This window comes from Bacillus sp. FSL W8-0920 (genome assembly GCF_038593215.1).
In the GTDB taxonomy this organism is placed as follows: Bacteria; Bacillota; Bacilli; order Bacillales; family Bacillaceae; genus Bacillus; species Bacillus pumilus.
Genome location: NZ_CP151974.1, coordinates 3,710,857 through 3,734,466, shown reverse-complemented (window position 1 = coordinate 3,734,466; position 23,610 = coordinate 3,710,857). Strand labels below are relative to the sequence as shown.

Annotated in this window: 21 protein-coding genes and 1 pseudogene; 14 read left to right on the top strand and 8 right to left on the bottom strand. The window is 38.1% G+C overall.

Features of this window, described 5'->3' with window-relative positions; genetic code table 11:
* Positions 1 to 3: 3 nt before the first annotated feature.
* The 3 genes from NSS78_RS19175 to NSS78_RS19165 all read left to right on the top strand — a co-directional run bounded on the left by NSS78_RS19175 (position 4) and on the right by NSS78_RS19165 (position 4,997).
* On the top strand, positions 4 to 1,815 hold the full coding sequence (locus tag NSS78_RS19175; protein ID WP_212046690.1) for an AIPR family protein: 1,812 nt from the start codon (positions 4 to 6) through the stop codon (positions 1,813 to 1,815).
* 432 nt (positions 1,816 to 2,247) lie between these two features.
* The gene (locus tag NSS78_RS19170) at positions 2,248 to 3,990 is read left to right on the top strand and encodes a DNA cytosine methyltransferase (RefSeq protein ID WP_212046691.1); all 1,743 of its coding nucleotides are present in this window, start codon (positions 2,248 to 2,250) and stop codon (positions 3,988 to 3,990) included.
* 158 nt (positions 3,991 to 4,148) lie between these two features.
* Positions 4,149 to 4,997 (top strand): MBL fold metallo-hydrolase, encoded by an 849-nt coding sequence (locus tag NSS78_RS19165; RefSeq protein ID WP_327840835.1) that lies wholly within the window; start codon positions 4,149 to 4,151, stop codon positions 4,995 to 4,997.
* Positions 4,998 to 5,060: 63 nt separating this feature from the next.
* Here NSS78_RS19165 and NSS78_RS19160 read toward each other — a convergent pair whose 3' ends face one another.
* A complete protein-coding gene (locus tag NSS78_RS19160) occupies positions 5,061 to 5,303 on the bottom strand; it encodes a hypothetical protein (RefSeq protein WP_106030164.1) in 243 nt (80 codons plus the stop codon).
* A gap of 17 nt (positions 5,304 to 5,320) precedes the next feature.
* A complete protein-coding gene (locus NSS78_RS19155; protein ID WP_212046693.1) occupies positions 5,321 to 5,569 on the bottom strand; it encodes a hypothetical protein in 249 nt (82 codons plus the stop codon).
* A 149-nt stretch (positions 5,570 to 5,718) separates the two neighbouring features.
* On the opposite strand from NSS78_RS19155, the gene NSS78_RS19150 reads away from it, so the two are divergent.
* The gene (locus NSS78_RS19150; RefSeq protein ID WP_212046694.1) at positions 5,719 to 6,225 is read left to right on the top strand and encodes an LURP-one-related family protein; all 507 of its coding nucleotides are present in this window, start codon (positions 5,719 to 5,721) and stop codon (positions 6,223 to 6,225) included.
* Between the two features lie 88 nt (positions 6,226 to 6,313).
* On the opposite strand, the gene NSS78_RS19145 is transcribed toward NSS78_RS19150, so the two are convergent.
* On the bottom strand, positions 6,314 to 6,619 hold the full coding sequence (locus NSS78_RS19145; RefSeq protein ID WP_106030121.1) for a nucleotide pyrophosphohydrolase: 306 nt from the start codon (positions 6,617 to 6,619) through the stop codon (positions 6,314 to 6,316).
* Positions 6,612 to 8,258, bottom strand: a complete 1,647-nt coding sequence (locus NSS78_RS19140) for a DUF2075 domain-containing protein (RefSeq protein WP_309217757.1) — start codon at positions 8,256 to 8,258, stop codon at positions 6,612 to 6,614. The genes NSS78_RS19145 and NSS78_RS19140 overlap by 8 nt, the downstream gene beginning before the upstream one ends.
* A 141-nt stretch (positions 8,259 to 8,399) precedes the next feature.
* On the opposite strand from NSS78_RS19140, the gene NSS78_RS19135 reads away from it, so the two are divergent.
* Positions 8,400 to 9,272: a LysR family transcriptional regulator gene (locus NSS78_RS19135; protein ID WP_309217755.1), complete on the top strand. Its 873-nt coding sequence runs from the start codon at positions 8,400 to 8,402 to the stop codon at positions 9,270 to 9,272.
* Positions 9,273 to 9,312: 40 nt separating this feature from the next.
* Here the strand turns inward: NSS78_RS19135 and NSS78_RS19130 are convergent, their stop codons facing one another.
* Positions 9,313 to 10,209 carry a PhzF family phenazine biosynthesis protein gene (locus NSS78_RS19130; protein WP_050944629.1) on the bottom strand — a complete coding sequence of 299 codons (897 nt, stop codon included), beginning with the start codon at positions 10,207 to 10,209 and terminating at the stop codon, positions 9,313 to 9,315.
* Positions 10,210 to 10,449: 240 nt separating this feature from the next.
* Here NSS78_RS19130 and NSS78_RS19125 point away from each other — a divergent pair, with 240 nt between their 5' ends.
* On the top strand, positions 10,450 to 12,633 hold the full coding sequence (locus NSS78_RS19125) for an Ig-like domain-containing protein (protein ID WP_342468252.1): 2,184 nt from the start codon (positions 10,450 to 10,452) through the stop codon (positions 12,631 to 12,633).
* 82 nt (positions 12,634 to 12,715) lie between these two features.
* Positions 12,716 to 13,726, top strand: a complete 1,011-nt coding sequence (locus NSS78_RS19120; protein WP_212046697.1) for a hypothetical protein — start codon at positions 12,716 to 12,718, stop codon at positions 13,724 to 13,726.
* A 45-nt stretch (positions 13,727 to 13,771) separates the two neighbouring features.
* Here NSS78_RS19120 and NSS78_RS19115 read toward each other — a convergent pair whose 3' ends face one another.
* Positions 13,772 to 14,482 (bottom strand): GntR family transcriptional regulator, encoded by a 711-nt coding sequence (locus NSS78_RS19115; protein WP_050944627.1) that lies wholly within the window; start codon positions 14,480 to 14,482, stop codon positions 13,772 to 13,774.
* A gap of 185 nt (positions 14,483 to 14,667) precedes the next feature.
* Here NSS78_RS19115 and bglA point away from each other — a divergent pair, with 185 nt between their 5' ends.
* A complete protein-coding gene (gene bglA / locus NSS78_RS19110) occupies positions 14,668 to 16,107 on the top strand; it encodes a 6-phospho-beta-glucosidase BglA (RefSeq protein ID WP_111913644.1) in 1,440 nt (479 codons plus the stop codon).
* A gap of 53 nt (positions 16,108 to 16,160) precedes the next feature.
* Here the strand turns inward: bglA and NSS78_RS19105 are convergent, their stop codons facing one another.
* The gene (locus NSS78_RS19105; RefSeq protein ID WP_240792625.1) at positions 16,161 to 16,322 is read right to left on the bottom strand and encodes a hypothetical protein; all 162 of its coding nucleotides are present in this window, start codon (positions 16,320 to 16,322) and stop codon (positions 16,161 to 16,163) included.
* 141 nt (positions 16,323 to 16,463) lie between these two features.
* Here NSS78_RS19105 and NSS78_RS19100 point away from each other — a divergent pair, with 141 nt between their 5' ends.
* From NSS78_RS19100 to NSS78_RS19075, 6 genes and pseudogenes are all read left to right on the top strand, one after another.
* Positions 16,464 to 17,699, top strand: a complete 1,236-nt coding sequence (locus NSS78_RS19100) for a TerD family protein (RefSeq protein ID WP_212046698.1) — start codon at positions 16,464 to 16,466, stop codon at positions 17,697 to 17,699.
* Positions 17,700 to 17,864: 165 nt separating this feature from the next.
* The gene (locus NSS78_RS19095; protein WP_342468382.1) at positions 17,865 to 19,586 is read left to right on the top strand and encodes a T7SS effector LXG polymorphic toxin; all 1,722 of its coding nucleotides are present in this window, start codon (positions 17,865 to 17,867) and stop codon (positions 19,584 to 19,586) included.
* Between the two features lie 19 nt (positions 19,587 to 19,605).
* A complete protein-coding gene (locus NSS78_RS19090; RefSeq protein WP_003215251.1) occupies positions 19,606 to 19,932 on the top strand; it encodes a hypothetical protein in 327 nt (108 codons plus the stop codon).
* 51 nt (positions 19,933 to 19,983) lie between these two features.
* A pseudogene (locus tag NSS78_RS19085) lies at positions 19,984 to 20,314 on the top strand (tRNA-Val4).
* 138 nt (positions 20,315 to 20,452) lie between these two features.
* Positions 20,453 to 20,929 carry a hypothetical protein gene (locus tag NSS78_RS19080; RefSeq protein ID WP_212045776.1) on the top strand — a complete coding sequence of 159 codons (477 nt, stop codon included), beginning with the start codon at positions 20,453 to 20,455 and terminating at the stop codon, positions 20,927 to 20,929.
* Positions 20,930 to 21,257: 328 nt separating this feature from the next.
* Positions 21,258 to 22,451 (top strand): MFS transporter, encoded by a 1,194-nt coding sequence (locus NSS78_RS19075; protein WP_212045761.1) that lies wholly within the window; start codon positions 21,258 to 21,260, stop codon positions 22,449 to 22,451.
* A gap of 242 nt (positions 22,452 to 22,693) precedes the next feature.
* Here the strand turns inward: NSS78_RS19075 and NSS78_RS19070 are convergent, their stop codons facing one another.
* Positions 22,694 to 23,596 carry a shikimate 5-dehydrogenase gene (locus tag NSS78_RS19070; protein WP_003215382.1) on the bottom strand — a complete coding sequence of 301 codons (903 nt, stop codon included), beginning with the start codon at positions 23,594 to 23,596 and terminating at the stop codon, positions 22,694 to 22,696.
* Between the last annotated feature and the right edge of the window lie 14 nt (positions 23,597 to 23,610).

Sequence of the window (23,610 nt, the reverse complement as noted above, 5' to 3'; positions counted from 1 at the left end):
AAGATGATAGAAACAAGACAAAGAAAAGAATTCCTGCTCGATTTTATAGAAGAGTTAGAGGAAAAAGCGATAAAATCTGGTAGTTACCAGGTTCCTTTCCTGGAAAAAATGATTTCCTTTATGGATAGACCAGATGAACCTGAAATTCTGTTGCCTCCTTTTAAGGATTCTGGAAAAAACATTGCCATAAATGCCTATTCTTATGATGATGAGAATCAAGTATTAGATGTTTACGTTGTTGATTATAACTTTGAACAGAATGAAGAAAATATGCTTTCCATCAACATGACTGCTGTTACTGAAATAGCCAATAGGGCAAAACGCTTTATTACAAACTCAAAGAATCTCCTTCAGACGATTGATCATTCATTGGAAGCCTATGATCTTGCTAAAATCATTGATGAAGTAATGAATAGTTTAAATGAGATTAATATTTTTGTTATCACGAACATGTATTATACTTCCAATAAGCCTGTAGAAATAACCATCCCTGGAATTGAAACGGTTAATGTCCAAGTATGGGATATCGATAGAGTTCAACAACTCATCACTTCTGAGCAAGCTATTGAGACAGATTACATCGATTTTGAACAGGACTACGGTGAAACATTTGAAATGATGTTTGTCCCTGACCCTTCAAGTGGTATGAAGGATTTTGAATGTTATATAGGTTATATTTCTGCTGAGTTACTAGCTAAAGCTTATGATGAATGGGGGCAAAAGCTTGTTGAGCGAAATGTCCGTTCATTTCTTCAAGCAAGGGGTGGAACCAACAAAGGCATTCGCGATACATTAAAGGACCCTTTTCAGCGTAAAATGTTTGTTGCTTATAACAATGGTATATCAACAGTAGCTCGTACTGGTGACTTTGAACCAGTAAAAGACGGGGTAAACCAATTTAAGATTAAAGGATTAAGTGGCTGGCAGATTGTCAATGGAGGTCAAACGACAGCTTCCATTCATAAAGCTTACAAGGATGGGATTAGCCTGAAGGATGTCTATGTTCAGGCAAAACTTACAATCCTACAGGTTAATGAATTTGTTGAAAAAGATCAGCACCAGATTGAAGATGAGATGATTTCACGCATTTCACAGTATGCCAATACACAAAACAAGATTAATAAATCAGATTTATTAGCCAATACACGTTTCATGTCTGACCTTGAAAAATTTTCAAGGAATATCTGGATTCCTGAAAAAGATGGCAGAAGATCCGAAAGCAAATGGTACTTTGAACGTGCCAGAGGGCAGTATATGGTTGATATAAACAGGCGCAATAGAGGCAAAGAACAGACCGACTTTAAGAAGCAATATCCGAAGAATAAAGTCCTCACAAAAGTTGATATGGCTAAATATTTCATGTCATGGGAAGGCTATCCTCACGTTTCTAGTAAAGGCGGGGAGGAAGCTTTTAAAAAATTCATGGAGCTGAATAAGAGCTTCTGGAGCGGAAATACCCTAGATAAGATAACATTATCTGTCTATCAAAAACTAATTGCCCGAGCTATAATTAATCTTAGGGTAAAGGAAATTGTTGATGAAATGAAGCTAAGAGGTTACAAAGCAAATGTCCTTTATTATACAACTGCAATGATCCATCAAATATACAATGAACAGATAGAGTTAGTTGAAGTATGGGAAGAACAATCCCTTTCCGAAAAATGGGATGCTATCATTCGAATAATCGCAGAAAAGACATTGTCCTATCTTAGGGAATCTGCGGGAGAGCGAAACGTTACACAATGGGCGAAGCAAGAAGCATGTTGGATTCAGTACAAAGAAACCTGCTCACAAGAATTAAAAAACTTAATTTAGTCTTATCACCCTAATCCTTTGACAGAGATTCAGGGTGTTTTTTCATTTAAGGATAGTGTTTTATAAATATGTGAATATGATTAACTGAGTGTCAAAAGCCATGCATAAATTCATGTTCCTAAATGAAAATTAACTTCATTACATACTAGTCTTTTATATTCACTCGCTGATCTTTGCAGACATTTTAGAGAGGCTTAGTGAGACAGTATTAGACATGGATTGGAACACTGTGGGTTTGTTATTCTTTATGGCATAAACAAATTATCTTTTGCAAACTCTGAAATCTCCCTTGAGAACGCAACATTAAACCATTTGTTATAAATATAATTATGATATAATTGAAAAGTTAATTAAAAAACAAATATTCGAACTTATGTTCTCGTATTAAAATATAATATGAAAGATTACTTCTTAATGAAGTGAGGTTTTATAATGAAAAAATTTAAAGTAATGGATCTTTTTGCAGGGGCAGGAGGTCTCAGCAACGGATTTGAGCAGACAGGTAGGTTCGAAGTGAAAGTTGCTGTCGAAATTAATGATAATGCACGTAAAACCTTTAAAATAAACCACCAAAATGACGTCATTTTACATGAGGATATTACAAAGCTTCAATATACAGACGAAAATGGAGAAAAGATTGGTGAATTCTGTGATATAGATGTTGTAATCGGGGGACCGCCATGTCAAGGATTTTCCAATGCGAATCGGCAGCAGAATACCTTGATTTCTTCGAATAATAATCTTGTTAAGGAGTATTTGCGGGCGATTGAAGAAATTCGTCCTTTAGCTTTTGTGATGGAAAACGTGAAAAGCATGGAGTCAGAAAAGCATAAGTTTTTTTTGAGTGAAGGGGACGAAGTTGAACTTGTTAAGCTGGAAATCGAGCCTGTAGAAGAACATATTAAGATCGGCAGAAGTACACTTTATTCTGTTAACTTAAGAAATTTTCTTATGGATGCCTACAAACAGCGGAAAGATCTAACACCTTTTATGATAAGTAACGAACTCTTTTCTAAATTAAATACACTTTTAAAACATGCTAAAAAGAAATCGCCTATGGATTTATTGAATTTTATAGAAAAAGAGGCAAACTATAAATTTTTTATGAAGGTAATAAACAAGCAATGGCATAGTCAGCATTGTGAATATTGGAATAGCCTATACCAATTAGATTGGACTGACTTGGGAGAAAAGCTGAAGAACCTTTTAGACAAAACAACTGGAGATCTAACTTCATATACAGATAGCCTTGAAAATATCCTTGAGGCGCAGAAGGTAATACGCAAGATTTCAGAAGTAATTAAAAATAAAGTTTTGTTATTCGATATAGAAGAAAATCATGATGATATTGAGATTATCATTAAATCATTTAATGTGTTTAATTATATTAAAAGAAAGTTTATAAAGTTAGGCTATGCATTAAATGAGGATAAGTATATTTTTAATGCTGCTCATTATGGAGTGGCGCAGGAAAGAAGCAGATTAGTTTTAATGGGTATCAAAGGAACTTCTTTAAAAACGGAAGCAGTTAAAACGCCTGAGCCATTATTTCATAAGAGGAAAGAGTATAATAAAATACATGATGCAATAGGTGATTTAGAAAACATATCACCTGGTGTAAATGTAAAAGATGATGAACTTGATAAGACTTCCCATCAACCGCTACTCAATAGTCCTCTTAATGATTATCTTAATAATATAGATAAGGTATATAACCATGTTAGAACTGAATCTGGTGAAGTAGCTCTAAAAAGATTTAAGGCTCTAAAAGAAGGCCAGAACTTTCATAATTTGGATGAATCTTTGAAAACAACCTACACAGATCATAGCAGAACACAAAATACGATTTATAGAAGACTTGCATATAATGAGCCTTCAGATACTGTGCTTAATGCTAGAAAATCAATGTGGGTTCATCCAGTTATAGACAGAGCTATCAGTATTAGAGAAGCAGCTAGGCTACAATCATTCCAGGATTCATATAAATTCTGTGGGTCAAAAGACTCGCAGTATCAACAAATTGGGAATGCGGTTCCCCCATTGCTTGCTAGGGCTGTTGCAGAGGGAATTTTGCAATCTTTAGGTGAAGAGGTTAAGGAGAATATTAGAGCAATACTTTTGCCTAAACATGTTGTTGAAAATAGTGTATCTTCTGAAATGAAAGCTCGCGGGTAAAGGTCTGATATAGACTTTTGCCTTTAAACTTTTTATATACTCCCATTACATAACTTGTAAAATTTAAGGTAAAAGCATAATTAGAATTAAAAATAACTCTCTTGATTTAAGTTCAGATAAAAATCCCAAAGAGAAATCATAAGGTAGGAGGCGTCACCATGCACACAATCAAAAAAATAGGCGACACCTTCTCCTACATCACACCAGTACCACGAACCGACCGCCCTATCCTAGGCATGGTCGTAGGCAAAAGCAAAACATTAATGATCGATGCCGGCAATTCAGAAGATCATGCGAACTATTTCATCCAAAAAACTTTAAAGCACGAGAACGCCTCGCCCGATATGGTCGTCCTCACGCATTGGCATTGGGATCATATTTTTGGTCTGCCAGCGCTGCCTGATACGGTTTCAATTGCTTCTGCAAAGACCAGAAAGGAAATGGAGAAGCTTCTTCCGTTTTCTTGGTCAGATGAAGCGATTGATGAGCGGGTGAGGGAAGGAACGGAGATTGAGTTCTGTGCGAAGGCCATTAAGGAAGAATATCAGGGTCATCGAGATATTCAGGTGGTTTTACCGGATGTCACGTTTGACCGTCGGATGGAGATTGATCTTGGCGGGGTCACTTGTGTCGTGCAGCATGTTGGAGGCGATCACGCTGCTGATTCAGTGATCGTGTATGTGAAAGAAGAGAAAATCCTTTTTCTTGGTGATTGTATTTATCCGAAAATGTATGCTGAAAAAGTACATTATACAGTGAAAGAAATATTACGTCTTTTAGATGAGTTAGATGCTATTGAAGCTGATACGTATATTCCTTCACACCAAAGACCGTGGACAAAAGAGGAGTTTCGTCAGGAAAGAGACAAGCTTCGGATGATTGCGAAATACACTGATCTTTATGGTGGAGATTGGCAGAGAATCGTGAGTGAATATCAAGCACATTTGAACAGAGAACTGAAAGAAGATGAAGTAGAAACCATTGCTTACTTTGTAAATGGTTATTAAATACTAACTAAATAAAAAAGTCTCATTTGAGTGATTTCCCTCAAACGAGACTTTTTTTAATTTCTACGGCAAACCTACAACATCTTCTGCATCACAAACTGTGACAGACATGTTTTTTGCATTAATAATAATGACACAATCCCAAGTCGGCTTCATTTGCAGTTCATTATTCTCATCAATACGGATAATTCCTTTAAATTCAACGGTCTGTTCTAGAAAAACCATTTTCTTTTCTGTATCATCTTTGACTGCTGTTAAATGTTCAGGATAGTGAACCGTCCAATCATAAAAAGTGGTTTTCTTCATAGTTCCTCCTGTTGTTTTCATTCGTACACTTCTCCGAATACTTCTTCTGTTTGCCGGATTGTCAGTGATTTGTTGGTTGGATCAATTGCAATGACACAATCCCAAGTAGGTTTGATTTGAAGCTCGTTGTTTTCATCTATCCAGATCACAGCGTTTAATTCAATGGATGGTTCTAAAATGACCATCTTTTTTTCATGATGATCTGTTATTGCCGTTAAGTTTGCTTGTAATTGAATGGTCCAATCAAAAAACGTGATTTTTTTCATGAGTTCCCCTCACAATTTTGTTTATATTTCCATTATAACTTGCATGAGTTCTGACATGTTATTTGATCATTCTATTTTTTGGTATAATTAGATGTAAATAAAGAATGGATAAATGACTGATAAAAGTTTGAATTTAATCGGAGGTACGTATGAAGCAACTATACATGAAGCAGAAAGTATTTAGTCTGAGCGGCAGGTTTACGGTAAAGGATCAGCAGGAGAACGATGTGTATGTAGTCGAGGGCAGCTTTATGAAGGTGCCGAAGACGTTCACCATTCTGAATACAGAACGAGATGAAATCGCTGTGATTACGAAGAAAATGTTTACCTTTTTACCGAAGTTTTTAGTAGAAGTTAATGGTCAAGAAGTATTGACGATCAAAAAAGAGTTTACGTTCTTTAAAGCAAAATATTCAATTGAGGCTGCGGGCGTAGAAGTGCAAGGTAACTGGTGGGATATGAATTTCCAAGTGCTGCAAAGTGGCGAAGTGATCGGCAAGGTGAAGAAGGAATGGTTTACTTGGGGAGATAGCTATAAGGTCGATATTTTGAAAGAAGAGATGGAGCCTGTGATGATTGCACTCGTTGTTGCGATTGATTGTGTGAAGGCTGATGAAGCAGCGTCTAGGTCTTCCTCATCGACAACGACAAATTAGATAAATATGTTCTTAAAGCATAATGAAATGAAGAAGAGTGGTAGGACATTACTCTTCTTCATTAATCAGTAGAACAAATCATGTTTCTTTACTTTTCAATGGGGTACTTCTCTGCATTTTTTATTAATTTTTCTTCAATTATTTCTTTCACATTTAGATGAAGATCTGAACAAAGCATAAGAGAATATATTAAGATATCTGCTATTTCCTCTTTGATATTTTCTTCGTTCGCCTCAAGAGCTTCTTCATTACTTTTCCATTGGAAGTCTTCGAGCAGTTCAGCTGCTTCTATCGAAATTGAGATGGCCAAGTCTTTTGGATTATGATATTGTCTCCAGTTTCGATCATCTCTAAATTGGTTAATCGAATGTATTAAATCTTTGATTTCAGTCATATTTGCCTCCCTCATTTATTTCTTGTAATTTCCTTCTCAATTTTTCCTCTGTTGCATAAATATAAAGACCGTGGATGCCTCTTTTCATCAGAACGTTAATTGAGTTTAGTATAATCTTTTCTTTTGCCTGTTTGATTTCCTCTGCTGACATGTCACTTCTAGATGTGAATGCACCTGTATCTTTATAATTTGACGTGTCAATGAGAAGTTCATCCTTTTCTTCATCATAGCTGATAGAAGGGCCAAGTATGACGCCGACATAATTTAAATCAAATCCTTGAACCGTATAGATTGAGCCCACCTCTCTAACTGAATCTGCATGTTCAGCCCATGTCCATTTATCATTTGTAAAATTCCAGGGCATATTGATACCGTCTTCATCTACGATATAGGCAGCTCCATCTTTTTTATGTAAAAAGTCAAAGGTAGATACAATGCGGGATAGGCCTACTTCATTATCTTTTTCTTGAATGGCAGTTTTAAATTGATGAGGATTCTCAAAAATTTTGAGTTCGAAAGATTCCTGTTTTTTAGGCAGAGTTAATAATCGTTTTGAGACAAACTGGTCAATCCATTTCAACGTATCAGTATCAGCATGCATACGCATCTGTTCTGTAAGTTTCACAGTCGTGGCATGGTATCTGTTTGTTATTTCCTCGAGTAATTTTTCATTCCAGTAGCTTTTAATTTTGAGTACCTGCTTTGGATCAAAAATGACAATGGTGATTTTACTTCGTTTAATAATCTCCTCTAGTTGGTTTTGGTAATGGAAGTTATTGTACTTATCATCTTTTGTTAATAAAAGGTGGGCTTCATCAATTAACACGATATCAGCCATATCACCTGACTTTGTCATCTGATTGATAAACGAGGTTGGTCTCATGATTTGTTTCTTCTTCAGATTTGGCAGACTCTTGGCGATGTTTTGATATGTTTTAAGCATCTCTGCATGATTTACAAGTAAATAATTGTTCTTTTTGTTTAAGACAGATTCCATATCATTTGATAAATCTTGAATTGTATTAAAGAGGGAACTCAGTAAAACACTTTTCCCAGTTCCTGCATCACCCTCTATCGAAATAACATGATGCCCTGACTGTTTGATATGCTCTTTACAAAAAGACAAAATTTCATTCTTAATTTCTACTTGTTGGGATGACAATTCCTTATAAGGAGAAAGCTTATAAATGTCTCTATTTCTTAATGTTTCAATTGAGTTAGTGACGATTTTTTCTTGTTGAAGCTGCTTCCACACCTCTTCAAAGACATCTTCATTGTAAAAGTCTTTCTGATAATAATGGTGCATCTCCCTCGATCGTGTTTGGCTAACATTTTTTAATTGAAAACGATTTTCTGCAATAAAGTAGTTTATGAGATTTGTCTCAATATTATAAGAGGCAGATTGATGAAAGCGTTCATGTCCGATCAGAATGGTTTTGGTTAGTTTATTCTTGTTCTGGTCTTTCAAATGATCTTTCAAACGTCTGCTAGCTTGAACTGACTGACCAATATAAGCAGATGGTTTCTTCTTTTCATCATAAAGAATATAGACAATAGGTTGATTATGAAATACGGTTGTTCGTAAAGAAAGAATTTGATCTGTCATAAAATCGCGTTTTTCAATAATAAGTTCACTCATTTAGCAAGCCCCTGTAGTCTTTTTGCCTATTATCGTATCATAAATTTAGCAAAATATCTCAGTGGTTATAGGTAAATATTGAATCTTGAGATAAATTAGACATGTTGAGTTATTTTTCGATTTACAATATGAAGATACGAGGTGACCAAACTGATCACATTCCAATACAAAGTATTTCTAACAGTCGTTGAATGCGGTAGTTTTACAAAAGCCGGGGATAAACTTGGGCTGACGCAGTCTGGAGTCAGTCATAATATTGCGAAGCTTGAGTCAGAGTTAGGGGTTGTGCTGCTTCGGCGGAATCGAAACGGGCTGGCGTTAACGGACGCAGGTGAGCGGGTGATGCCGCATATTCGGCAAATCATTCATCATGCGTCATTGCTTGAACAGGAGGCGGCGTTGATTCAAGGGATGGAAGTGGGGAATATCAAGATCGGAACGTTCTCTAGTTTTTCTTCAAAAATGCTTCCGCAGCTGATTCACCGTTTTACCAAAGGGTATCCCAATATCCAGGTAGAGTTATATGAAGGTGGTTATGAGGAGATTGAGGATTGGATTGCGTCTGGCACGATTGATGTTGGTTTTTTAACGCAGGCATCAAGAGAATTTGAAACTGTTCCACTTTTCCAAGATGAATTGGTGGTGCTCATGCAAGAGGATCATCGCTTCCATACGAAGAAAGTGATAGAAGTTGACTCGTTACATGATGAATCATTCATTATGCCAAAAGCGGGCTGTGATCTGCTCATTAAGAAATTATTAAAAGAAAGAGGCGTGAAGCCTCAAGTTTTGTTTGAAATTGGAGACAACAATACGCTCATTTCTATGGTTCAAGAAGGGCTCGGAGTGACCATCATTCCGACATTAATTTTGCCGCCGCAAATGTCTCATACGAAAGTCATTCCACTTGAGACAAGCGTCTATCGTGAGATCAACTTGGCGTTCAAATCATTCAAAGCAGCATCCCCATCGGCTAAAAGATGGATCGAAGTGGTCAAAGATCATTTCAAGTAAAATCAGCTTGAACGAGATGCCTCCCATTCAAGCTGATGGTTTATAAGGTCAACACACCGCGAATAGTGATAACCGCCGCGCCTGCCACTTTGATCTCAGGCTTTGATTCATTCGGAATGACCGTGATACGAAGGATGCCAGGTCTGCCGATGGCATCCCCTTGGGCAATGTGCAGGAGAGTGGTTTCTTGCTGAGAAATGATACCTTCCAAATAAAGATAGCCAGCCAATGCTCCGTTTGCTGCCCCCGTCACCGGATCTTCGGGTATACCGATCCCAGGTGCAAAATCCCTCGTGTAAAGATCAACCTCTTTTGTGGTGTGAAATGAATAAAGGTGAGTCGTCGTGATATTTTGTTCTTTATTCATTTTCCCTAAAGCGGCTAAGTTCGGTGCCGTTTGGTCAATGTCCTGTTGGTGCTTCATCGGAACGAGAAGATGCCAGTTTCCGGTGTTTGCTAATTTGATAGGATAAGATGGATCAATGCGGTCACTGCTGACACCAAGCATGTCACTCAGCTCTTCTAAATCGATGACAAAATCTCGCGTCTTCGGTGTCACCTGCGTCATTTCTACATCAACGACCTTGTCATTTTCTTCGTGCCATACAACAGGAACATTGCCAATCTTCGTTTCTAACACGACCCCTGTTTTCTCTTTTGCCAGCCCAAGCTCCGTCGCCAAAAGCCAAGTCAATCCAACAGTCGCATGCCCGCAGAAATTAACCTCTTCCGTCGGTGTGAAGTATTTGACCCGATAATCAGCTTCTTTATCATGTGCAGGCAGCAAGAAGACAGATTCCGGTAAATTCAACTCCTTGGCGATATTCTGCATCTCATCCTCCGTTAAAAGATCACCATCCAACACGACCCCAGCAGCATTTCCTCCAAATTTCTCAGTTGTAAACGCATCGACATGGTACACCCTAATATCTCTCATATAATGAATCCTCCTGTACATTCTTGTTACGTTTATCATAAGTTTGTTCAATGCATTCGTAAAATGAATCTTTTTGATACTTTAAATCGGAAGTTTTCATGTAAGAGTTTGAAATTCACAGTATCTATTAAAACAGTAATTAGATAAGTCTTTAGTCACGATATTAACTCTTGTGCCTACTTTGGATAAAATGTATAATATTTGTATATTAAAACATTAATAGGAAAAGAGGATAACTTTATGAAAATAGTCCTGAAAATAGTAGCTTCTATTCTCTGTATGATGATGTTAACTTTCAATATACAGGAAAATGTGAGTGCCGCAGAGGGTGGAACGAAAACAACGATTGATCGTTATCAATATGGTGATAATTATCTAACAGGTAAAACAGCGCCAAACGCAATCGTTGCATTCGTAGATTGGGGTGTTCCGAGTAACTGGAAATCTAAATATATGCACTACGCAAAAGCAGATAGTAACGGAAACTTTAAGTTGTTTTCTTGGAACATTAGTTCAGGCCAAACGGTGGAGTTAGATACGTATGACCAAAATGGGACAAAGCTTTCTTCAAACAAAGTGTATGTTTTCAAGGAATCTTTTACCTCATTAGATCCGATATATGATACTTCTCACGAGCTAACTGGAAAAACAGTGAAGAACACAAAAATAGAGGTCATGAAAGATGACAAAGTGATTGCATCAGGCACATTCAATGATGACATTCATTTAAAGCTGCCTGCCCTAAATGCAGGCACATTTCTAACAGTGAAAATGACGACTGGCAGCAATATCGACGTTTACAAAAAAATTGTTAATCCTAAGAAAATCTCGCTTATTCCTACGACGAAATGGTCTAAATCAGTGAAAGGCCAAACGGGAATTCCTTATGCAAAGATCGTCTTTAAAAATCAAAAATCAAGTGACATCATTCAATCGATAACTGCAGATGGTGATGGCAACTTTGAATTGAGTGTGGACAAAAACACAATAAAAGCATTGGATCAAAGTAAATTTCAAGTGATGGAACCCTCTTTTGATAATGCTTTATATGAGACCACTTTCCGACTCAGATCAACAGCTCCGACTATTGATCCATTTACTCAGCTTTCCACTTCAGTAGCTGGGACCGCAACTCCTAAAAGTATGATCAATATTTTAGATGGAGAGGGAAGAGTCATTGGGGAAGGCCAGACAGACCCTAATGGATACTATGATGTTCCTGTTTCAAAGTTAATCGGTGGTGACTTAATCACAGTCAAGTCGTTCATGGCAGATAACCCAGATGAAACGAATCAATCTCAGGAAGATGTACAGAAAGTTTTTGTGGAAGAAATTGATGATTCAAGTGATACGATTAATGGCATCAGTACGTTTGGTGATCAAGCTGTTGTAGAGGTGCAAACTGATTCAGTAAATAACACAATAAGAGCTATGTCGAAACTCAGCTCAAGCATAACGAAAAAGAAATATGGACCGTTTGCCATTACACCGGGGAAAAACTTCAAATTAAAAACAGGGAAATTAACAAAAGGATCTAAAGTGACCATCACGTTGCAAAGCGGGAAGAGAAAGGTTGCCCTGCCAGCTGTTACCGTTAAAAAAGTCATCACATCGCCACTTCTATCATCTCAAGTGAAGGTAACAAACAACAAAGGAAAAAACGATACGGTGACGATAAAAGGAATCAAAAAACAATCCGTCATTAAAATCTTTAAACAAGCTTCTGGTGGAAAAGCAATTGCTCAACAAACTGCATCTAGCTCGAACATGACGATTTCCTTGAAACAATTAGGACAAACAAATGGAACACTTTATATCAGTATGAAAGAGCCTGGTTTAAAAGAGAGCAATCGAGTATCCATTCGTTATCAGGGTGAAAAATCGAATGTTTTAAAAGCCAATCAAGTCAAAATCAATAATCTTAAAAATAAAAAAGATGTCATTACAGTGAGTAAGATCAAGAAAAAAGATGTCATCAAAGTTTACTCAACAAATGGAAAACTACTTGCCACATCAAAACCAGCGAACAGTTCATCTATCAAATTGTACGTTAAACAAGTAGGGACCAAGAGCGGCAAAGTGTTTGTGACGCGTAGTGAAGATAAGATGCTGGAAAGCGGAAAGCAAGCCATTTCTTTTAAAGGCGAACCATCTACTTCGTTAAAAAGCAATCAAATCACAATCGTGAACAACAAGAAGAAAAAAGACGTTGTCACGATCAGTCAATTAGCGAAACAAGATGTTGTCAAAATCTATCATTCATCAGGGAAGCTGATTGGAAAATCAACGGCTTCTAAAGGCAAGGTTGTGAAAGTCACTTTTAAACAACTAGGTGCCAAGGGTGGAAAGCTTTACTTCACCGTCACTGGGAAAGGCATGTCGGAAAGTAATAAGACAATAAAGAAGTTTCAGGCTGAAAAGTAGAGTGTTCAATCGCCATTCATTTAGGGTGGCGATTTTTTAAATAGCTAAATGATACAAATTTCATTGATAGGAGCGTGATTTTTTGAAAAAAATAAAGATTATCATTTCAATGGCTGTCATCTTTTTGTGCAGTATGTGGTCTACTACTGTTCAGGCTCAATCAGGATACTTCAACACGTATACAACGTATTCTGCAATGTCTGGTTCTGGATTTTACACTTCTATGCAAGGGATGGCTGTAGATCGTAATAATAATACGATTTATTCTGCAAAAATAAATACGTCAAACCATCTGACGCAATTGTACGCGATAAAAATGAACACCTCGTCTAGCAAAAGAACTGTTAAGCTCCTTAAAAACTCTGACACCAATAGTACTAGCAATGATTTAGGACATGCGAATGACCTAGCTGTGAAAGCTCAAAAAGGTGATGAACAAGTTAGCTTGTATGTAGCGCCGATGACCGATGGTGTAAAGTATGTAAAAAAGATAGTGAAGTTAAGTGTGAACACGAAGAAAAATACGTACAAAGTGGCTAAATCCTATGTTCTGCAGTACCAAGGGACGAATTTATCAATTAGCGGCATCACATATTCTGTTGGAACCGATAAGTTTATTGTAAGGTCTGGCAATCGCTTTTTTATTGGGAATTTCAATGACAAGAAAGGGCAGTTTGAATATGAGGCAACATTTGCATTAAATTATACAAAAGCTGTCGTAAACCAATCAGTGGTCGATGTGTCCAAATACATTCTTCAAGGAATCTCATTCTACCAAGGAACATTATATGTACCTTTATCTAAACCGGCTACTAATGGAGGAGCTTCTAATGTGAGTGTTATTCTCACATATCCGCTAAATATTAATCAAATGATCAAAGAGCAAAAGGAGACACCTACAAAGGATTTTTCAAAAGAATTGTTTACGAGAAAAGACCTTTCATTCCGAATTACGAGCAGTGCATTTACTCTTTTTGAAATAGAAGCTGTTGATTTTGATGACGGAACGTTATATTTTAATACGAATCGTGGGAAAAAAGGAACGCAAGAAGATATGATAGCAACGTTTAATGACTATAACTATTACAAATAATATGTCCACTTTAAAAGACCCCTCAGCTATGAGGGGTCTTTTCCATCACCCATAATAATTATTCGCCTGAATAAAAAATTGGGATTGCATGTAGTTATATGTGATTTTCGAGAAATCGAAAGGCTGGCCGTTTGTGAGATGAAAGACGGTTTCGACGCGGAGAGCGGGATCGTCTTGTTTGAGGCCGAGGTGTTTTGCTTCGGTTTCATTCAGTTTGCCCACTTGTAAGTACATATCGGAAAAGCCGACTTTGAGCCCAAGGCCTTCACTGATGAATTTAAAAACAGAATCGGCGGCAATTTCTGTGTTGAGATAGGGAATGATGGTTTTTCTGTAATAGGATTCTTCTAGACATAAGGTTTGTCCATTGATGTAACGGATGCGTTTGAGGTAAAAAACATCCTCATCTTGTTCAATATTCAAATTAAGCGCTGCTTCTTCAGGCGGTTTGATGGTGTCTAGCATTAAAACCTCTGAAGTCAGTTGAAATTCCTCTAAATCTTTTTTAAACCCTTGATTGGATAAAAGGCTGATGTAGCCCTTGCGTCTGTGTCTTCGAACAAAGATGCCGCTGCCCCTCACTTGATAGATAATTCCTTTTCTTTCGAGTAGGTCTAATGATTTGATAATGGTGCTTTTGCTCACAGCAAATTGGCTCATGAGGGTTTCAAGTACAGGAAGCTTGTCCCCTTGCTGCAGCTCATGGGTGACAATATATTTTTCAATATCGCTCGCAATTTGTTGATACTTTAACATAGCCATTCCTCTTTGTTTTCACGATTTATTGTCTTTGATTATAGCACATACCGATTTTTCTTTGATATGTTAATTGAAATGATATATGTATTGATAAATTGTACCGGTATAATTATAATGTACATATACTAGTGGTGATACAGCCAACGGACGACATGATCACAATTGTGAAATAGGAGGAATATATAATGACATTACCAAAAGACTTTCTATGGGGCGGAGCATTAGCTGCACATCAATTCGAAGGTGGATGGAATGAAGCAGGAAAAGGCCCAAGTGTTGTGGATGTAATGACAGCTGGTGCTCACGGAGTACCGAGACAAATTACGGAGACGATAGAAGACAGCAAATTTTATCCGAATCATGAAGCAATCGATTTCTACCATCGTTACAAGGAAGATATCGCGATGTTTGCCGAAATGGGGTTAAAATGCTTGCGTACATCGATCGGCTGGAGCCGAATTTTCCCAAAGGGAGATGAAGCGGAACCGAATGAAGCAGGTTTACAATTCTATGATGATGTATTTGATGAACTGCTCAAGCATGGCATCGAGCCTGTGATTACACTGTCTCACTTTGAGATGCCGCTTCATTTGGCAAGAGAATACGGCGGATTCAGAAGCCGAAAAGTCGCTGAATACTTCGCGAAATTCGCTGAAGTGTGCTTCAATCGTTACAAGGACAAAGTCACATACTGGATGACATTTAATGAAATCAATAACAAAATGGATGTCAACAACCCACTGTTCCTATGGACAAACTCAGGGGTATCAGTCAAAGAAGGCGAAAATGCCAAAGAAATCATGTATCAAGCAGGACATCATGAATTACTAGCAAGTGCATGGGCAGTAGCAAAAGGCAAAGAAATCAATCCTGCTTTTCAAATTGGTGCAATGGTATCTCACGTACCAATCTATCCGTATTCCTCAAATCCAGAGGATGTCATGCTTGCTGAAGAATATATGAGACAACGCTATTTCTTCCCAGATGTACAAGTTCGGGGCTACTATCCGAGCTATGCACTTAAAGAATTCGAACGCGAAGGCTATCATATTCCGTTTGAAGAAGGCGATGAAGAAAGCTTAAGAAAAGGCAAAGTAGATTATCTTGGCTTTAGCTACTACATGTCGACAACAGTTAAAAGTGATGCAGTGTCTGATAACGACGGAGACATTGTCAACGGAGCCCTTCCGCATGGTGTAGACAATCCGTATATCAAATCAAGTGACTGGGGCTGGTCCATTGACCCGACTGGCTTAAGATATACGTTGAATCGTTTTTACGATCGTTATCAAATCCCGCTCTTCATCGTTGAAAATGGGTTTGGTGCCATTGATCAGGTGGAGGAAGACGGTTCCATTCATGACCCAGAACGAATTCAATATCTCGCTTCTCATATCGAAGCACTGAAAAAAGCCATCGAATACGACGGTGTTGACCTGATTGGCTACACACCGTGGGGTATCATTGACATCGTGTCATTCACAACAGGTGAAATGAAAAAACGCTACGGCATGATCTACGTTGACCGCGACAACGAAGGCAACGGCTCAATGAAGCGCCTTAAAAAAGATTCGTTTACTTGGTACCAAAACGTCATTGCCACGAATGGTGAAGAAGTGTAATAAAGGAAAAAATAGAAGCCCGGATGAGCGTGGTATATGCTTGTTCGGGTTTTTCATCGTTTAAGTTTTATTAGTGCCTGAATACAAAGAAAAAAGAGAGTAATGGCCACAAAATAGTTCGTTGGATTGTGAAAGACCTTGATGTTCAAGGATATTTGAAGAAGGATCCAAAGGCCGAATATCACCATAATAGCAGGAATGATTCTTTTATACACATTGTTTCGAGAGTGGTTTGTTTTTAGGTATCGCAGCAGAGGTTGAAAAGAGATAAAGATATGAATAGGTTTCATTACATGATTTGGTATAATTGATCTATAAAAACGTTAAATGGTAGATGAAGAATAGGAGTTGTTGTAATGAATCATACTTTGCAAATGGGAGCCAATACCGTACTAAACTCTCCAAAGGGACAGGTATCCATCAGCTATGAAGTGTCATCTGAAATTGATATTTCTTTAACGGCGTTTCTTTTAACAGATTCGGATCAGGTTGAAGGAGATCATGGCATTATTTTCTACAATCAACCAGAGAGTGCTTCGGGTGCAGCGGCACTTTTACCAGCAGAGGTATCAGGTCAATTGAAAAGGCATCAATTGAATTTTGATATGAGCAAAGTGCCTGCTGGAATCACAAAGATGGCTATTACATTAACAGAAGATCAAGGAACGGGCTTTTCTCAAGTGAAGCATTTGCAAGCAGAAATTCGAACAGGTGACGAGGTGTTTTATCTAACACCAGTAAACTTTACAAATGAAAAGGGCATTGTCGTGGTAGAGCTGTATATAAGAAATGGTGATACGAAAGCACGATCAATCTGGCGAGGTTTCGATTCTGGACTGGAAGGGCTATGCAAGCTTTATGGTGTGGAGGTTGAACCTGATGAACAGGATATTTCTACACCTCAATTGGCTCCTGAAAAACAATCAATTGATGGCCCTGCTCAAACGAAGACAATGACTAAAGAGAAAGTTGTTGCACCTATCAGTTTAGAAAAAGTTCAAGGTAAAATTAGTCTAGACAAAGGTCATAAACCGATCATAATAGAGAAAACGCCTGAGATCACAGCGACAGTATCTTGGGAGTCCGGCACCGATTATGATATTTATGCATTGGTCTACACAAAGTCAGGAAAGCAAGTAGATGTGGCTATGTTTGGTGCGAAAGGAATTTCTGCTCTCAAAAGTTACGGCAACGGAGCTGTTGAGCATATGGGAGATGTCGGTAGAGACCATGAATCAATGAAAACAGAAGTTATTAAACTACGGTTAAATGATGATATCCTTGCTGTCGTTCCGGTTGTTTATTCTGCTCAATCAAACGGGACAGGTTCCTTTTATAGATATAGAGTATCTATGAGTATCGATAATCATCAAGGAACGTCTGTGACGATTCATTCCAAACATGCCAATGACAATGATCGTATTTATTCTTGTGTGCCAGGTATGCTTCAAAATACAAATGATGGTGTGATCATCCGCCCACTTGAGCTTTATAGCAAACCAAACTCTGAGCGGAGACCTAAATTAAAAATGAAGTCTTCTAATGAAATTGAGGTATTGATGGATAAAGGACCTGTCAATGATTATAAATAAAACGGATGTATGGCTAGACAGAGCAAAGTGCTTTGTTTAGCTTATTTTATTTAGCCCGTTAAATAGAGAGTCTATTCCGTTTTTTATGTCAATTAACCTATTTTTCCGTTTTGGTGGACACGGTAAAATAGACTTTATGATCAATAATGGAGGGAGTGACTTCTTCTGGGCAAGATACTTGATGCAAAAGCACTAACAAGTGCCATGGATGCAAGGGCAAAACACTACCAGGAACTCCGTGAACAAATGGTAGATTTAAAAAAGGCACTTCAAGGCGTGGCTAACCTCGGTGATGATTTCACTGGAAAAGGTGCCGATAACATTAAAAGCTTTTATAAAGAACTGGCTGGAAATGTAGATATGTTTATCAGCTTCATTGATAAGCAAAAAGCCTTTCATGAAGGTGTTTCTGGGACACTTGATGATACGAGTTTTGGCGGCGAAACCTTCGTAGAAGAACACTTTTTAGACAACGCTGTACATATGGGCATCAAAAATGCCAAAAGCATTGTGAAGGATCAAAAAAAGGCGCTTAAAACGATTTTTCAAGACATCGACGACCTCATTTCTCTAGAAGTATTTGATAGTCAAACCTTTGATGAAAAAATTGCAGATGCGGAAGACGAGCGAAAAAAGACGATCAAAGACCTAAGAGAGCTTGATCAAAATTTAAAAGATGAATATGCTTTGTCAGAAACGGAGCAGCAAGCTACAATGGCATTGTATACGGAAATGATGAATGCCACAAATGACGGAAAAGCCATTTCGCCTATGAATTTTGACAAGAAAGCGTATCAAAATAGTGAAATCTACAAGGCAAAAAGCGATATTGAGAAGCAAACTTCTGAATATCTGAAAATCAAAAAAGAACAAGAAGAGGCCCGTGAGAATGCAAAGGAACAGGAAGCACTCGCCAACCGTCCTTGGTATGAAAAAGCACTTGATTATGGCGGAAATATCGTCAATGAATTGACAGGTGTGAACGATGCAAAACGTGCCGCAACAGGTGTTGACCCGATCACAGGTGAAGAGCTCACCGCAGGACAGCGCGTCGCCGCAGGCGGCATGGCAGCAGCAGGTTATATCCCAATCGTCGGATGGGCAGGTCGTATTTTCAAAGGTGGAAAAGCCGTCTATAAAACAACTCAAGCCACATCAGCCGCAGTCAGAGCAGTCGACATTTACAAGACATCGCAAAAATCCTTTGACGCCTTAAAAACATCTCAAAAAGGCTTATTTGGTCTTACCGCCACAAATGGCTTCAGCGAAGCGATTACAGGGCGTGATATGTTTGGGAATAAGATCTCGAAAGAACAGCAGGAAGCAAGTATGAACGCGGCTCTTGGAATCCTTTTGCCGTTTAGTAAAAAGAGCATCAATGGTAGTCTGAGGATCGGAGAACAAAAAGTTGCTGAGAAAATAATAGCAGAAAGAACCAAAGGATTAGATTTAAGGAAGCACCCTATACAAAGAAAGCAGTTAAGCACTAAGAAGATGAAAGAGCTGAAAGACAAATTTGAGAATAGGACGATTACGAAATTAGAATATGAAAATTATAAATGGAATAAAAAGTTTGCCAAACATAGAAACACTGGTGTGAATGAGTTTTGGTATCAGGAACGTCAAAGAATTTTGAATAAAGAGGATCCAACCAGAAACTGGGATAAGCAGCAATTAAATGATATTCTAAATGGTAAGAAGCCTAAAGTAGATGGAAAAACTGTGCAAGGTCACCATTCTTACAGTGCATCACAATATCCACATTTAGCGAACAAAGGCGAAATTATATATCCAGCTACACCAAATGAACATTTTAATGGTTGGCATGGAGGTAATTGGAAGAATAGTCTACCTGGAGAAAGAATTAAACCTATTGACGATTTCTAATCTATGGAGGAGAAACTAAATGCCTAAAATGAAAATGCGAATAGAGAAAGATGATGATCAAATCAAATATATCTCGATTCTAAGAAAACATACAGATAAAAGTATTTCTGAAATAAAAGAAGCAATAAATAAAAATGATTTTATTTTATCTTATAATTTATTAGATATTGATGAATTGAAAGAGATGAAAAACATTATAAGTTTACTAGAAAAAGCTGGAGCTAAAATGCATATTTATGAAGATAGTCGAGAGGTTAGTGTTGAATTTTTAGATAATCTTATTGAATCTTATTTAGATACAGAAAGGTATCTAGAAGAAGTGGATGAGCAAATAAATGAAGATTAATTTTTGTGGCTTTGAAACAGATGACAAGTTGGACTGTATAAATTAGTCACTATAAACCCTTCATATGAATTTAAGGAAGATCAATTTGGTGACTGACTTAGCAATAATACTCCCAGAAGAAATAAGTATTTTCTCAGATTTTATCCAAGATATTTCAACAGAAGAAGTGGATGAGTATATAGAATATATTCAAAATGTTATAGATGGAGTTTATGAAAACTTTGAAATTACATTGAATGCTACCAGTGCAAGTATCAAAAGAGAAGAGACAATCGTTGAACATCATTATAGAATTGAAGAACCTCATGAAAATAAAATTGAAACAAAAGAATTCATAAGGCTGTTGTTAATTTGGAAAGAGAAAATACCAGAAATATCCTAAGATTAAATATCATATTGCCGATTAGAATAATGATTCAGGCACTTGATTAGTCCTTTAGGCTACAAGTGCTTTTGTTTAATTCGAGATCTTAAGATATTTGAATACAAAAAGTAAGGTAACCCTAAAATGGTGATATCTATGAATAACAACAGAAACTCAAAAATCGAAACCTTAAAAAGAAAAAGCAGAAGAAAGCACTTAATGAACGAATTAAGCTATATGACACTTCCAGAAAACGCATTTTTAGATATCGAAGAAAATCAATTGTTTTGTCAAAAGGTTTTTACTTTCCTTCAATCAAGAGAAGAGAAAGTTCAAATACATGGAAACCACTACCGAGAGCATATTGAGAATTCTGAACAAATGTTAAAGGAAATGGTTAAAAAGGTAAAAATAACACCTACACAAGGCAGAATACTATTTTTTCGAGATCATGAAATTGAAGCCCTTTTAGTGAATGTGGGTGAAGTGTTTAGTCATTTAAACCAGCTTCTTGAGCAGACCAAATTTTCAACTGGATATGGTGATTTTCTTTTAGTCGCAGAGGATTTTCGTTTTGGTTTATGCATAGAGCGAACGGAATATTATTATGAGCTAAGTATTTGGGGGTTATAATAATTAACGATGAATAGAGTTGACACATCTTTTAGGGAGTGAAATGAACCACTCTTTTTTTCTAACGATGGAGTCATACGCTTGATCGATGATTTTCTCTCAAATTTAAGCAATTCACTATCATTACCTTTCACATTCATATAAAATAAGAGCAGTGAAAAATTGAAGAAATGCTTGATACATGAAGGGCATGTAAGCGGTGAGCTGCATGACATGATGAGATGTATGAACGTGAAGGCTGCAAAGCTGTTCTTCCTCACATATGAGTTCTTATAAGCGTAACCATTATTTATCACTTCATTGCGATGGTGTTGAGGGGTGTGTCAGGATGAGGAATCCGTATGTGAGAACGGCTTCTAGTCTTTATATCAATTATTTTTTATTAGGGATGGTCAATATTATATTGGCTTCCAATATGCCATTTTTAATCAAACAGTTAAATACCAATAGTGCAGGAATTAGTTATATGATTTCGGCGCTTGGCATTGGCAGGGTACTCACGTATGGTTTATCGGGCGTGCTGTCAGATCGTTTTGGGCGAAAGCCGGTCATTTTGGTTTCGGGTGTGCTGATGGCGGTGTTCCTCATCGGAATTCCGTTGTCTCCAAATTACCAAATCGCGTTTGCGTTTGCGATTTTGGCAGGGGTCGCGAATTCAGCGATGGATGCAGGGACGTATCCTGCATTAATGGAGGCTTTTCCGCAAAACTCGGGATCTGCGAATGTGATGGTGAAGGCCTTTATATCAATTGGGGCAACCATCTTGCCATTGGCGATTTTCTTTTTAGCAGAGCATGATTTGTTTTATGGAATAGCATTTTTTGTTCCTGCTCTGATCTATCTTGTGAATGTCTTGATGCTGTGGACCTTGCCATTTCCGAATCATCGCAAGGTGGAGCAAGTCCAGGTAACGGAGCATGACGGACTTCCGCGCTTCTCGACAGAGCCTACATTTTGGAGAGAAGGGATCGCACTCATTGTGATCAGCTTTACGTCAAATGGGCTATATGCGTTGCCGCAAATTTGGCTTCCTACTTACGGTGAGGCCATATTGGGGATGACATCGGGCAGTGCTGTGAAACTGCTTAGTTACTATAGCATGGGCGGGCTGCTGTCTGTCGTGATGCTCGCATTTCTGTTGCGCCGTTTTGTCCGTCCGGTTACTGTGCTGCTGATCTATCCAATCATTACACTTGTTTCTATTTGTGTGCTCTTGGTCGTGAAATCCCCAGTCATCGGAACCGTCAATGCTTTTGTATTGGGATTTTCAACAGCAGGAGTTTTTCAGCTGACGTTAACTGTGATGGCTGAATTCTTCTGGAAAAACAAAGGGACGATGACAGGAATTATCTCCACAGCGGGCGGTGTGTCGGCTATCGTCATTCCGGTCGTAACAGGTTTAATTCAGAGTCACTTGTCCATTTTACAAATCTTTATGTTCGATGCAGTGGTGGCTGTTGCGGCCATTATCGGCGCACTGTATATCCTGTATCGATACCGTCAAATCATGGTACATGATTAAAAAAAAGACGACCTCCGCCGGAAGTCGTCTCAGCGTGTAGACAAACCCTCGCATTCTTTGTCAGGGCTGTGCTCCGGTGCTCACGAATGTCAAATTCGCTCCGCTCCTGTGCTCGCCCTTCCTAGACTGCAAAGGTTTTCTATCACGCTGAAAAGAAGACAAAGGGCTAAAATGAAGATCATTTTAGCCCTTTGTCAATAATTTAAGACGACCTCCGCTTAGGAAGTCGTCTTTCTTTTGTATTAGAAACGGTCGTTTTCAAAAAGAATCTGTTTCACTTGATCAACTGGCATATCTTCACCAGTAAAGAGTTTGTAAGCAAGTGCACCTTGCCATAGCATCATGCCAAGACCGTTAATGGTTTTGGCGCCAGCTTCCTGTGCTTGAGCAAGGAGCTTTGTTTTTTGCGGATTGTATACGACATCTGTCACGATTAAATCTTCACGCAGAACATCAAGCGTATCATCGATGATGCTGAGCTGATCTAGTGGTTTCATGCCAAGGCTTGTCCCATTTGCTAGGATCGCACTTTCTGCTACTTCACGGCGGAACGCGTCTTTGTCTTCAAGTGGGAAAATGTTCGCTTTGACACCAAATGATTTCATTTCTTCGTTGATGTACGTCACATTTTCTTCAGCTTGAACAAAATATTGATCATTACGAGCAAAAATACTAATTTCACGAATACCAGATTGTGCAAGCTGAATCGCAATCGGAGTAGCGGCACCGCCTGAGCCAACGAGTGTGACCTTTTGTCCAGCTAATTCAACGCCATGCTCAATCAAGTTTCTCACGTAGCCAAGACCATCTGTGTTGTAGCCAATCAGCTTGCCATCCTTGTTTACAACGGTGTTGCTTGCACGTGTGTATCTTGCAGAATCGTCTAGTTCATCTAAGTAATCCAATACTTTCATTTTGTTCGGCATAGAAACGTTAAATCCAGCAGCACCCATTGCTTTCATACCGTATACGGCTGCTTCTAGTTCATCATTCCCTACTTCAAATGCGAGGTAAGCATAGTTGATCCCTGTTAGTGTATAGCCAAGGTTATGCATCCGTGGTGAAAGGCTGTGCCCGATTGGTGTAGCAAGAAGACCGACTAATTTTGTTTTCCCATCAATATTTCGTTCATGTATGTTTGTCATGATTGACATCTCCT